At 66.3% G+C, this 12,725-nt stretch carries 9 protein-coding genes; all 9 read right to left on the minus strand.

Annotated features, from left to right (window positions below):
• Positions 1-980 precede the first annotated feature (980 nt).
• Complete coding sequence (locus AC4D2R_RS11045) at positions 981-1,535, minus strand: RNA polymerase sigma factor (protein ID WP_490940031.1); 555 nt, start codon at positions 1,533-1,535, stop codon at positions 981-983.
• 201 nt (positions 1,536-1,736) lie between these two features.
• Complete coding sequence (gene mmsB, locus AC4D2R_RS11050) at positions 1,737-2,972, minus strand: multiple monosaccharide ABC transporter permease (RefSeq protein ID WP_490940032.1); 1,236 nt, start codon at positions 2,970-2,972, stop codon at positions 1,737-1,739.
• A gap of 5 nt (positions 2,973-2,977) precedes the next feature.
• On the minus strand, positions 2,978-4,507 hold the full coding sequence (gene mmsA / locus AC4D2R_RS11055; protein ID WP_490940033.1) for a multiple monosaccharide ABC transporter ATP-binding protein: 1,530 nt from the start codon (positions 4,505-4,507) through the stop codon (positions 2,978-2,980).
• A gap of 77 nt (positions 4,508-4,584) precedes the next feature.
• Complete coding sequence (gene chvE / locus AC4D2R_RS11060) at positions 4,585-5,703, minus strand: multiple monosaccharide ABC transporter substrate-binding protein (RefSeq protein WP_490940034.1); 1,119 nt, start codon at positions 5,701-5,703, stop codon at positions 4,585-4,587.
• A 53-nt stretch (positions 5,704-5,756) separates the two neighbouring features.
• The gene (gene araA / locus AC4D2R_RS11065) at positions 5,757-7,271 is read right to left on the minus strand and encodes an L-arabinose isomerase (protein WP_490940035.1); all 1,515 of its coding nucleotides are present in this window, start codon (positions 7,269-7,271) and stop codon (positions 5,757-5,759) included.
• Positions 7,271-7,996, minus strand: a complete 726-nt coding sequence (locus AC4D2R_RS11070; RefSeq protein ID WP_490940036.1) for an L-ribulose-5-phosphate 4-epimerase — start codon at positions 7,994-7,996, stop codon at positions 7,271-7,273. The genes araA and AC4D2R_RS11070 overlap by 1 nt, the downstream gene beginning before the upstream one ends.
• A complete protein-coding gene (gene araB, locus AC4D2R_RS11075; protein WP_490940148.1) occupies positions 7,993-9,702 on the minus strand; it encodes a ribulokinase in 1,710 nt (569 codons plus the stop codon). Before araB ends, AC4D2R_RS11070 begins: the two co-directional genes overlap by 4 nt.
• A gap of 292 nt (positions 9,703-9,994) precedes the next feature.
• Positions 9,995-11,050 (minus strand): LacI family DNA-binding transcriptional regulator, encoded by a 1,056-nt coding sequence (locus AC4D2R_RS11080; RefSeq protein ID WP_490940037.1) that lies wholly within the window; start codon positions 11,048-11,050, stop codon positions 9,995-9,997.
• 82 nt (positions 11,051-11,132) lie between these two features.
• On the minus strand, positions 11,133-12,647 hold the full coding sequence (arfA, locus tag AC4D2R_RS11085; protein WP_490940038.1) for an arabinosylfuranosidase ArfA: 1,515 nt from the start codon (positions 12,645-12,647) through the stop codon (positions 11,133-11,135).
• Positions 12,648-12,725 lie beyond the last annotated feature (78 nt).

Here is a 12,725-nt window from a genome sequence, read left to right on the forward strand (position 1 = left end):
CGGCGCGGTTCCACCACTTTCGGGGCCACCGTTATCAGCACGACGGCGGAGGGTCTCACCGCTTCCTGCGCCGTTGTGACCGGCCTTCGCGCGCTCGCCGGCGGGCGGCTCCGACGCCCCGGGCCGCGCCGGGTGGGCAAGAGCACCTCCCTGCACCGGATGGGTGAGCCCCGGAGGTCGAAGCTCCCCTGAAGGCCCCGGGCGTCTCACCAGGTCTGCTTGATCCCGTGCACCGTGCAGCCCGCCGGGCGTGATGCCGTGGAGCACGTCTTTCCAGTGACCGCGGGCCGGCGGGTTTCCTGATCCAGGGTTTCCTGATCCAGGGTTTCCTGATCCAGGGTTTCCTGAATCAGGGTTTCCTGAACCGTGTTTTGGATCAGCGGGTGCTGGGTGGCCGGGCAGGACCGGTGCCGGCACTGCGCCTTCCTGCGGCACGGGCACTGCCGGGGGTGCTGACGGCTGGGGCAGTGTGGCCCCGGGATCCCTGCTCTCCGGCGGCGGCACCGCATCGAACCCACCGTGTATTCCGGAGGGACGGGCGTCGCCAAGCCCTGGAATCGCTGAGCCGATTTCGGCTCCCGACTGTTTGACCGCCGGCAGGTCATGGTGCGCGTTTCCCTTTTGATCGACGGCCGAGGCTTCCGCGCCGGTTTCCCTGCCGTGCAGGTGGATCACGGCCTCTGCTGTGCGGCCAAAACCTTCGGGGAAATGCATCGTTCCGGCGGCAACCCCCGACATCCCCAGGCCCATTGAGATGGCAAGGGTTCCCCCGATGAAGGTGGCCCGGTGCCGGTTTCTGCGCCCGCGCGGCTGCGCTCCGCCGGCGGCCATGAGCTGGGCGAGCTCGGCAGCCACTTCGGGGACCGGCCCGTTGGCCAGGGCCCGAACGGCCTTGAGGGCGTTCGAGAGGCCTTCGGAGGAGGGAACGCCGGATTCTTCGAGCAGTTTCTGCACCGGATCTTCCCCGTGCGCTGGTTTATTCATGACGCTTCCGCTTCATCGAGCTCAACGAGTTCCCTCAATTTGATCAGCGCCCGCCGTTGCAGTTGCTTCACTGAACCTTCAGTCTTCCCTACAACTTTGGCAACCTGGTCCACTGACAGCCCCGCGACGATCCGCAGCAGCAACACTTCCCTGTGTTCCGCCTTGAGGGCGGAGAGCAGCTGCTCGATGTTGCCTTCGCCGAAACGGTTAAGAGCCGCGGCTTCTGCCGAAACGCTGGTCCGGGCGTCGCTTTCAGGCTCGTACACCGCTTGTGAGGGCCGGCGGGCGAGCCGGCGCACCTCGTCGACGTATCGGGCGTGTGCCACAGAAAAAACGAGGGTCTTCAGGCCCTCCACGCCGCCGTGGACCGTGTCGAGCCTGCTGAACACCGCAAGGAACACTTCCTGGGTGAGGGCTTCCGGGTCCTCGGCGCCCCTGCCGGCGAAGTATCCGAGCAGGGAGGGGCTCAGGTGCGCATAGATTGATTCGAAGGCCGCGGGCTCGCCAACTTGCGCGCGTGAAAGCGCGTCATCAGGCAGCTTTGAAACCAAAATGGGAGTCCTTGGGCGAGGTGGCACAACGAGGACCATCGTAACCAGAGAATCAACCCCCGGCGGGGTGCGGCGCGATGTGCCTGGACAACCCATGAGAAGGCCGCACCGGGGCCCGTTGGGGGATAAGCCCCGGTGCGGCACTCACACATTGGTAATCGTCGGCCTGGATGGAAAGGTTACGCGGATGGCGAAGGTTTTCTATTTCAACGCGGTGGAGGCACGCCGCTTGTTGAAAACGTCGAAGCCCACGGCCAGCAGAAGCACCATGCCCTTGATGAACTGCTGGTAGTCGATCCCCACGCCGAGCAGTGACATGCCGTTGTTGAGCACGCCCATGATCAGGCCACCGGTGATGGCTCCGATCACGGTCCCGACCCCGCCGGTGACTGCCGCACCACCGATGAAGGCGGCTGCGATCGCGTCGAGCTCGAACAGGTTACCGGCACCCGGACCCGCCGAGTTCAGGCGGCCGGTGAAGATCAGCCCCGCCAGTGCGGCGAGCACGCCCATGTTCACGAAGAGGTAGAAGTCGATCTTCTTGGTGTTGACACCCGAGAGCTGGGCGGCCTGGAGATTGCCGCCGCGGGCGTAGATGTGGCGTCCGAAGACGCTGTTTCCCATTACCGCGCTGTAGGTCACAACCAGAAGCCCGAGCACCACGAGGACGATCGGGGTGCCGCTGCGCGAGCTGGCCAGCAGGTAGGTCAGGCCGAGGATGATAACGCCGGCGAAGGCGAGCTTGGTGGCGAACCAGGCCATGGGCTCGTCTTCGAGCTTCAGCTTGGCCCGCATTGCCCTCCCCCGCAGCTGGCTGACGACAAGCAGCACGACGGCGAGGAGTCCAATGCCCACCGTCGTCCAGTCGAGGATGTTCGTATCGGCAGGGAAGAGTCCTGGGAACAGGAACCCGCCGCCCAGCTGCCGGTATTCGACGGGGAACCCCGTGATGCGCTGGTTCTCGAGGGTGATCTGCGTGAGTCCGCGGAAAACGAGCATTCCCGCGAGGGTCACGATGAACGCCGGGATCCCGACGTAGGCCACCCAGAAGCCCTGCCACGCCCCGACGAGGCCGCCGATGACGAGTGAGGCCCCGAAAGCGAGCCACCAGGGGAAGCTCCAGTCCTGGATCATGATGCCCGACATTGCGCCGACGAACGCGGCGACGGATCCGACGGAGAGGTCGATGTGCCCGGCGACGATGATCATCACCATGCCAATGGCCAGCAGCAGGATGTAGCTGTTCTGAACGATGATGTTCGAGACGTTGTCAGGCTGCAGCAGCTTGCCCCCGGTGAGCAGCTGGAACAACGTGACGATCACCAGAAGCGCTACGAAAATACCGATCTGGCGGAGCCTGCTTGCAAGGAACTTTCCCGCATCGGTGATTGTTGGCGCCGCGGTTTTGACCGGGGCGTCGGTGAGGGTCGAAACCATGGGATTCAGTCCTTTTCCTTGGTCATGTGCTGCATGAGAAGCTCGGGCGTAGCCTCACCGATCGGGATTTCGGCTGTAATCGAGCCCTCCGCGAGGGTGTAGATGCGGTCGCAGATGCCGAGCAGTTCCGGCAGCTCCGAGGAGATGACGATCACCGCTTTCCCTTCGGCGGCAAGCGAGTTGATGATCGTATAGATTTCGTACTTGGCGCCCACGTCGATGCCGCGCGTCGGCTCGTCGAGAATGAGCACATCGGGGTTGGCGAACATCCACTTGGAGAGCACGACCTTCTGCTGGTTTCCCCCGGAAAGCTTCCCCGTCACTGCTGTGACCGATGGGGCCTTGATATTCATGGAGGTCCGGTAGCCGCCGGCGACGACCGCCTCCTGCCCGCCGTCCACCCAGCCGCGCTTGGCGAGCTTGCCAAGGGCGGCCCCGGAGATATTGCGCTTGATGTCGTCGAGGAGGTTCAGCCCGTACCGCTTGCGGTCCTCGGTGGCATAGGCGATGCCGTGGCGGATCGCGTCGCTGACGGTCTTGGCGGAGATCTCCCGGCCGTCCTTGTAGAGCTTCCCTGAGATGTTCGAGCCGTAGCTGCGCCCGAAGATGCTCATTGCGAGTTCGGTGCGGCCGGCTCCCATGAGCCCGGCGATTCCGACAATTTCACCGGCCCGGACGCTGAGGTTGGCGTTGTCGACAACAACCCGGGAGTGCTCCTGGGGGTGGTGCACCGTCCAGTCCTCGACGCGAAGGATTTCGGCCCCGATCGAGGGGGTGCGCTCGGGGTAGCGGTTCTTCAGCTCACGCCCCACCATTCCCTTGATGATCCGGTCCTCGGTGACCGAGCCGTCGTGGAGGCTGAGCGTCTCGATGGTCCTGCCGTCGCGCAGGATCGTCACCGAGTCGGCGATCGAGCGGATCTCGTTGAGCTTGTGGCTGATGATGATGCAGGTGATGCCCTCGTCGCGCAGCCCCTTCACCAGCCCGAGCAGGTGTGCCGAGTCCTCGTCATTGAGCGCGGCCGTCGGTTCATCGAGGATGAGCAGCTTGACGTTCTTGGACAGCGCCTTGGCGATCTCGACAAGCTGCTGCTTGCCGACGCCGATGTCCCCGGCCCGCACCACGGGGTTGAGCGTCAGCCCGACCCGGCGGAGCAGCCTGGCGGCCTCCACGTTCGTTTCGTTCCAGTTGATGAAGCCGCGGCTGGAGCGCTCGTTGCCGAGGAAGATGTTCTCGGCAACGGACAGGAACGGGGAGAGCGCGAGTTCCTGGTGGATGATGACGATTCCGCTTCTTTCGCTGTCCTTGATGTCCTTGAAGGAGACCGCTTCGCCGTCGAAGCTGATGTCGCCGTCGTAGGTGCCGTGCGGGTAGACACCGGAGAGCACCTTCATGAGGGTCGATTTGCCTGCGCCGTTTTCACCGCAGATCGCGTGGACCTCCCCCCGCGCAACGGCGAGGTTCACGTCGGAGAGCGCCTTGACCCCAGGAAATGTCTTGGTGATCCGTCGCATCTCAAGAATGTGCTCGGTCATTGAGCGTCCTTTGAAAGTTGGAGTGTGCAACGTGCTGGAGCACGGGCCGGGCGGCAGCGCCGCCCGGCCCGGATTCCTTACTTCAGGTCGTCTTCGGTGTAGTAGCCGGTCTCGACGAGGCTCTTCTCGTAGTTGTCGACTGTGACGATCTCCGACTCGAGCAGGTAGGAGGGAACGATCTTTTCCCCGTTGTCGTAGGTCTCCTTGTCGTTGACCTCCGGCTCCTCGCCCTTCATCAGGGAATCGACCATCGTGACGGCGCGCTTGCCGAGCTCACGGACGTCCTTGAAGATCGTGGAGTACTGCTCGCCGGCGATGATCGACTTGACCGACCCGACCTCGGCGTCCTGGCCCGTGACGACGGGAAGGTCGTCGGCGGAGTACCCGCCTGAGGTCAGGGCGGAGATGATGCCGATGGAGAGGCCGTCGTAGGGCGAAAGGACGCCGTCAAGGCGCTTGCCGCCGCCGACGGTCAGGAGGTCCTCCATGCGGTCCTGGGCGGTGTCGGGGAGCCAGCGCAGGATCGCAGCCTGCTCGAAGTCGGTCTGGCCGCTGGGAACCGTCAGCACGCCGCTGTCGAGGTGGGGCTGCAGGACCTCCATTGCGCCGTCCCAGAAGAAGGTGGCGTTGTTGTCGTCGGGGCTTCCGGCGAAGAGTTCGACGTTGAAGGGTCCTTTCTCGCCGGTCTCCTTGCCGTTTTCGTCGAGCACGCCGAGCCCGGTGAGCAGCGAGGTGGCCTGCTGGACGCCGACCTCGAAGTTGTCGAACGTCGTGTAGTAGTCGACGGTGTCGGAACCGTTGATCAGGCGGTCGTAGGCGATGACCGGGATGTCCTGGGATTCGGCGGTGTCGAGGACGCTCGTGAGGGTGGTGCCGTCGATCGAGGCGATGACGAGGGCCTTCGCTCCGCCGTTGATCATGTTCTCGATCTGGGAGACCTGGGTGGGGATGTCGTCGTTGGCGTACTGGAGGTCGACCTCGTAGCCGAGTTCCTCGAGCTGGCTCTTGACGTTCTCGCCGTCGGCGATCCAGCGCTCGGACTGCTGCGTAGGCATCGCGACGCCGATCTTGGCGCCTTCGTTCGAGCCTTCGCCGCCTTCTGCTCCGGCGTCGGCTCCGCGGCTGCCGCCGCAGGCAGTCAGGCTGAGTGCGAGCACGCCGGCTGCGGCGATGCCCTTGAGGAAGAACTTGTTCACTAGGTTTACCTTTCGTCGGTCCGGGCGCCATCGCCCAGGGGTTGCTGAGTTGATTACAGTTTTGAGGCGAGCCGGTAGTAGGCCGCGTTCCAGCGCAGTTCGCGCTGGAACTCCCGGAGCGTCGTCGAGTCGTCGATCCGCAGGAGTTCGGTTTCGGCGATAACGGCGAAGTCCTCGAAGACATCGAGGCCGACGGCCGTGCTGAGCACCGTGTGGTGGGCGGCGCCTGCACTGAGCCAGGCCGCCGCGGAGGTCGCGAGGTCCGGTGCGGGTTTCCAGACCGCCCGGGCCACCGGGAGGTTCGGCAGCGGCGCGTCAGGGGGGACGACGTCGACGGCGTTGGCGGTGAGCCGGAATCGGTCGCGCATGTCGGAGAGGGCGACGACGACGCCGGGTCCGGAGTCGGTGTCGAACACAAGGCGGACGGGGTCTTCCCGGCCGCCGATGCCCAGCGCGTGCACTTCGAGCGAGGGCCTGGCCGTGGTCAGTGTGGGGCAGATCTCGAGCATGTGCGCGCCGAGGATCTTCTCCTCCCCCGGAACGAGGTGGTAGGTGTAGTCCTCCATGAGCGAGGCACCGCCGGGCAGGCCCGCACCCATGACCTTGGCGGCGCGCACCAGGACGGCGGTCTTCCAGTCCCCCTCGGCGCCGAACCCGTAGCCCTTGGCCATGAGCCGCTGGACGGCGAGGCCGGGAAGCTGCCGCAGGCCCCCGAGGTCCTCGAAGCTCGTGGTGAACGCACCGAAGCCGCCGGCCTCGAGGAAGGAGGTCAGTCCCAGTTCGAGGCGGGCGCCGTAGCGCAGCGACTCGTGGCGGTCGCCGCCGCGCCGCAGTTCGGGTGCGACGTCGTAGCTTTCCTCGTATTCGGCGGCGAGGTCGTCGATGAGGTGCTCGGGCTGGGCGTCGACAACCTCCACGAGGTCGTTGACGCCCCAGGTGTTGATCGAGACGCCGAAGCGCAGCTCAGCCTCGGTCTTGTCGCCCTCGGTCACGGCGACATTGCGCATGTTGTCGCCGAAGCGGGCAACCTTCAGCTCGTGAACTGCGGCCCAGCCGGCGCACGCGCGCTGCCAGCTCGAGACCTGGCCGGTGACGGCCGGGTTCGTGACGTGTCCGACGACCGTCTTGCGCGGAACGCCCAGCCGCGACTGGATGTACCCGAACTCGCGGTCGCCGTGGGCGGCCTGGTTAAGGTTCATGAAGTCGAAGTCGATCTCGGCCCAGGGCAGGGCGACGTTGATCTGGGTGTGAAGGTGGAGCAGCGGCTTACGCAGGGAATCGAGGCCTGCGATCCACATCTTGGCGGGGCTGAAGGTGTGCATCCAGGCAATGACGCCGATGGCGTTGTCGGCGGCGTTGACCTCGAGGGCCATCCTGCGGATCGAGTCGGAGTCCTTCAGGGTGGGTTTCCAGACGATGTTCACCGGAAGACCCGAGTCGTTGAGGATCTTGACGATCTCCTGGGACTGCGTCTCCACCTGGGCGAGGGTTTCCTCGCCGTAGAGGTCCTGGCTGCCGGTGAGGAACCAGACTTCGTAGGTGTCGAGGGTGGTGCTGAGGGGGGCCATCAGTTAGCTCCTGCTGGGGTTGAGGGTGGGGCAACGGGCTGGCCGTAGACGTTCTGGTAGCGGTCGAAGAGCGAATCGACGTGGGTTTCTGCTATTGCCGCCGGTTCCCCGAGCTGGCGCGAGAGATGCACGGTGCGGGCGACGTCTTCGAGCATGACGGCTGCCTTGACGGCGTCGCGGGCGTCCTTGCCGATCGTGAAGGGTCCGTGGTTCTTCATCAGCACGGCCCGGGACCGGTGCCCGGCGAGGGTTTCGACGATGCCCCTGCCGATTGAGTCGTCCCCGATGACGGCGAAGGGGCCGACGGGCACCTCGCCGCCGAATTCATCGGCCATTGCGGTAAGCACGCAGGGGATTGACTCCCCCCGGGCCGCCCAGGCCGTGGCGTAGGTGGAATGGGTGTGGACCACCCCGCCAACCTCGGGCAGGTGGCGGTAGACGTAGGCGTGAGCTGCCGTATCGCTGGAGGGCGAGCGCTCGCAGCCGGGGGTTCCCTGGACCACAGTGCCGTCGAGGGTGCACAGGATCTGGTTCTCGGCGCACAGCTCGTCGTAGCCGACGCCGCTGGGCTTGATGACGAAGAGGTCGGCCCCGGGCACCCGGCCCGAAACGTTGCCGCCGGTCCAGACGACGAGCCCGTAGCGCACCAGTTCTGCGTGCAGGTCGGCGACTTCCTGCCGCGTCCGCGCGATTGCCGCTTCGAGTGCCGGCGAGAATCCGCTCATGCCGACACCCCCGCAGTGGAAGAGGCCGCAGGGGCTGGAGAAGCAGAGCGGGCGGAGCGGCGCATCGCCTTGAGCCGGCGCATGACGTTGTTGCCGCCGCGGCCGAAGTAATCGTGGAGCTCCCGGTACTCGTTGTAGAGGGCCGTGTAGGCCTCGGCCCGGCCGGGATCGGGGGTGAACGCCGCGCGCTGCAGGCGCCCCATCGCCTTCGCCGCGGCGGAGATGTCCGGGTACTCCCCCGCGGCGACTGCCGCGTGGATGGCCGAGCCGAGCGCCGGTCCCTGAGAGCTGCCGATCACCGAGATGGGCATGTTGAGCACATCGGCGTAGGTCTGCATCAGGAAGGAGTTCCGGATCAGCCCGCCTGCCGCGACGAATTCGGTGACCGGGACGCCCGAGTCGTTGAAGGCCTCGACGATCCGCCGGGTCCCGAAGGCCGTCGATTCAAGGAGCGCCCGGTACACCTCGTGGGGCGCAGTGGCGAGGGTCAGCCCGACAACCAGGCCGGAGAGCTCGTGGTCAACGAGGACGGAGCGGTTGCCTGAGTGCCAGTCGAGTGCGATCAGCCCCGAGGCGCCGACGGGTTCGTGCCGCGCCTGTTCGGTCAGGAACTCGTGGACGCTCAGTCCCACCCGCGCCGCCTCGGCGGTGATTCCGGCCGGAACCTGGTTGGCGACGAACCAGGCGAAGATATCGCCCACCCCGGACTGCCCTGCCTCGTAGCCGTAAAGCCCCTCGACGATCCCGCCGTCCACGACGCCGCACATCCCGGGCACCTCCCGGAGCGTTTCGGCGTTCATGACGTGGCAGGTGGAGGTCCCCATGATGGCGACCATCTGGCCGGGGTCGGTGGCCTGCGCCGCGGGTGCCGTGACGTGGGCGTCGACATTGCCAACGGCGACGGCGATCCCCGCGGGCAGCCCGGTCCAGCCGGCCGCTTCCTCGGTGAGGGTGCCTGCGGCCGAGGCGAGCGCACCGATGGGGTGCTCCACCTTGTCCTCGGCGAAGGATTCAAACTCGGGGTTGAGGCCGGCAAGGAACTCGCGAGTCGGGTACGCGCCGTCCTGCAGGATTCCCTTGTACCCTGCGGTGCAGGCGTTGCGGACGTAGCGGCCGGTGAGCTGCCAGACGATCCAGTCGGCGGCCTCAACCCAGTGATCCATGCGGGAGTAGAGTTCCGGGTCTTCCTCAAGGAGCTGCAGTCCCTTGGCGAACTCCCATTCGCTTGAGATCAGTCCGCCGTAGCGCGGCAGCCAGGCCTCGTTGCGCTGCCGGGCCAACTCGTTGATGCGGTCGGCCTGACCCTGGGCGGCGTGGTGTTTCCACAGCTTCACGTAGGCGTGCGGGCGGCCGGCGTAGCCGGGAAGCTCGTTGAGCGGTGTGCCGTCGGCCGTTGTGGGAACCATGGTGCAGGCCGTGAAGTCGGTTCCCACCCCCACGACGTCCTGGGGGGAGATGCCTGCGTTGCGCACCGCGGCGGGCACGGCGGTGCGGAGCACCTCGACGTAGTCGGAGGGCACCTGGAGCGCCCATTCGGGCGGGAGCGCCTCGCCCGTTGCCCCAAGGACCGAGTCCATGACGGCGTGCGGGTACTCGGTGACTGCTGAGCCGACCTCGGCGCCGTCACTGACGCGCACCACAACGGCGCGGCCGGAAAGCGTTCCATAGTCGATGCCGATGACGTACTTGGTGTCCTGCGCTGGCAGGGAACCCGAGGGGCGGGGCGCCGGATGCTCGACGGCGGGAAGGGTTGGGAACGCTTCACTCACGGAGAAACCTCATTGTCTTTCGGGTGGTACTGGTGGATGGGGACAAAATCGACCGCCCGCCGCCGTTAATGTGAACGGTCACATCCACTGTTCGTGCCACGATACACGCACGCTGCGGGGACGGGTTGAAACTATTGAATAACGATTTGGTAACAGAAAGTCGATCGGGACGGCGTGGCTGCGCCGCTGATCAGGCCCGCCTGGTCAGCCCGTGGGTGGACCGGCTTGGTTAGACGGCTTGGTTGGACGGGCTGTCAGCTGGTGGTGCTGTGGAGCTGCGGATGATCAGTTCCGGGGCAACATCGCCCTGCGGCGGCGAGGGTTCCTCGCCCAGCAGTCCCAGCAGGGCTGCGACACAGCGCCGCCCCAGCTCGGGGAAGTCCTGGCGCACCGTTGTGAGCGGCGGAAGGTAGTGGGCCGCTTCGGGAATGTCGTCGAACCCGACAACGCTCACGTCTTGCGGAACCTGGAGCCCGGCCTCCGAGAGCGCATGGACGAGCCCCAGCGCCATCTGGTCGTTCGAGGAGAACACGGCACTGAAGCCGCGGGCCTGGACCAGGTCTTTTCCAATGCGGTACCCGGACTCGGCGGTCCAGTCGCCCTCCGGGGCCTCACGCTCAGGCATGTTCCAGGCGGCCATTTCCTCCCGGTAGCCCTGGAGCCTCGCAGCGGATTCCACCCAACCGTCCGGTCCGGCCAGATGAAGGATGCCGCGGTGCCCCAGTTCCAGCAGGTGGCGTGTTGCAAGGCGCGCCCCGGCCAGCTGGTCCACGGAAAGGCGGTGGTCCTCCATCCGCCCCGTCGAATGCACTGTGACAAAGGGCAGCCGGATCGAGAGGTCCTCGATCACCTCGAGGGACTGCGACTGGGGAGCGAGGATGACAAGGCCCTCCACTGCGTGGTCCATGAGGCGGTCCAGCGCCGCGACGATCGAGCTGCGGTCCGTCCGCTCGAGGTTGGCGATATCCACCGAATACCCGGCGTCGGCCGCGGCTGCCTCGATCGCCTGAAGGCTTGCCGCCGGTCCATACTCGACACCGTGCGAGACGAGCACCCCGAGGATCCGGGATTTGCTTGTCACGAGGGCGCGCGCCGCCCGGTTGGGCCGGAAGGAAAGCTGCTCCATCGCCTCGACCACGCGCTGCCGGGTTTCCTCCCGCAGGCTCGGATGACCGTTGATGACCCGGGAGACAGTCTGATGGGAGACTCCCGCCGCACGGGCGACGTCGCGGATATTCGCCCCCCGCTGCGGCCGCACAGCTCCCCCGGAATTATTTCCCGTCATTGCGGAAACGCTACTGCACGCCGGCGGTGCGGAGCACCCCCGGGACCGGCCCCCGGGGGCCGGTCCGCGGAAAAGGCAGCCGTCACTTCGCGAGGGACAGTGCGGTCCAGGACACCGGCGGCAGCGTCACTGTGATCGTGTCGCCCGAGACGGAGGCGCTGGTGTTGGGACTCAGCCCCACCCGCTCCGGCTCCTGAAGCGTGTTGGACGCATAGAAGTCCTTGTCCGCAAGGGTCTGCGCCTCGACAAGGCGGAGCACCCCGAGGCCCGCTGCGTCGATCGTCACAGTGGCTTCCTCGGTCTGTGACCGGTTCACCAGGAAGACAGCGGCCGTTCCGGCGTCGGCGTCGTGCGTGGCGACGGCGTCGACGAGCGGGACGGTGCCATACACGGCCGTGTCGTAGGTCCCGGTGTCGAGCTTGACCTCGAGCACCGCCCCCTGCGCCAGCCGCGAGGTGAGGGCGAAGGGGTAGAAGGTGGTCTGGCGCCAGGCGGGGCCCCCGGGTTCGGTCATAATCGGCGCAATGACGTTGACCAGCTGGGCAAGGGACGCCGAGGTGACGCGGTCGGCGTGCTTGAGCAGGGAGATCATGAGGTTGCCGAACACGACGGCGTCCGCGACGGAGTAGCGGTCCTCGAGCAGGCGCGGCGCCACGGGCCAGTTGTCGATGCCCTCGATCTTGTCGACGCCGTGGAAGCGCTCGATGTACCAAACGTTCCATTCGTCAAAGGAGATGTTGATGGTTTTGGCGCTGCCGCGGACCGCCTTGACGTGGTCCGCCGTGGCGACGACGGCATCGATGAAGTGGTCCATGTCGACGGCCGAGGCAAGGAACGATCCGAGGTCGCCGTTCTTCTCCTCGTAGTAGGCGTGGCAGGAGATGTAGTCGACGTCGTCGTAGGTGTGGGTGAGGACCGTGCGCTCCCACTCCCCGAACGTGGGCATGGCGGCGCTTGAGGAGCCGCAGGCTACGAGCTCCACCGAAGGATCGAGCTGCCGCATGGCCTTGGCTGTCTGGGAGGCGAGCTTGCCGTAGTCCTCGGCGGAGCGGTGGCCAAGCTGCCAGGGCCCGTCCATCTCATTGCCGAGGCACCACATCTTCACCCCGAACGGGTCCGCCTTGCCGTTGCCCATCCGCTGGTCGGCGAGCGCGGTGCCCTTGTCGATGTTCGAGTACTCGAGGAGGTCGAGTGCCTCAAGGGTGCCCCGGGTTCCGAGGTTTACGGCGAGCATGAGTTCGCTTCCGACCTTTTCGAGCCAGGAGGAGAATTCGTGGAGGCCAACCTGGTTCGTCTCGGTTGAGTGCCAGGCGAGGTCGAGCCGGGTGGGGCGGTCCTCCCGGGGGCCGACGCTGTCCTCCCAGCGGAAACCCGAAACGAAGTTCCCGCCCGGGTAGCGGATCGCGGACACCCCGAGCTCCTTCACGAGGGCGATGACGTCCTCCCGGAAGCCCTCGGAGTCGGCGGTGGGGTGGCCGGGCTCGTAGATGCCGTCATAGACGCAGCGGCCGAGGTGCTCCACGAAGGACCCGAAGAGGCGGCGGTTGATGGGTCCGACCGTGAAGTGCGGATCGAGGGTGAGGCGTGCTGTGTTCATTGGGTCCCTTTCGGGGTCGGTGGGCCGGTGGGCCGGCCGCGGATCGAAGGCAGGAAGTGGCGGGGGTATGCCGGGGCG

The sequence above is a fragment of the Arthrobacter sp. TJ-217 genome (assembly GCF_058269255.1).

Bases quoted from the DNA above. Each gene is read 5' to 3' on its own strand.
- mmsB (WP_490940032.1), bottom strand. From the start codon at position 2,972: ATGGTTTCGACCCTCACCGACGCCCCGGTCAAAACCGCGGCGCCAACA.
- mmsA (WP_490940033.1), bottom strand. From the start codon at position 4,507: ATGACCGAGCACATTCTTGAGATGCGACGGATCACCAAGACATTTCCT.
- araA (WP_490940035.1), bottom strand. From the start codon at position 7,271: ATGGCCCCCCTCAGCACCACCCTCGACACCTACGAAGTCTGGTTCCTC.
- AC4D2R_RS11070 (WP_490940036.1), bottom strand. From the start codon at position 7,996: ATGAGCGGATTCTCGCCGGCACTCGAAGCGGCAATCGCGCGGACGCGG.
- AC4D2R_RS11080 (WP_490940037.1), bottom strand. From the start codon at position 11,050: ATGACGGGAAATAATTCCGGGGGAGCTGTGCGGCCGCAGCGGGGGGCG.
- arfA (WP_490940038.1), bottom strand. From the start codon at position 12,647: ATGAACACAGCACGCCTCACCCTCGATCCGCACTTCACGGTCGGACCC.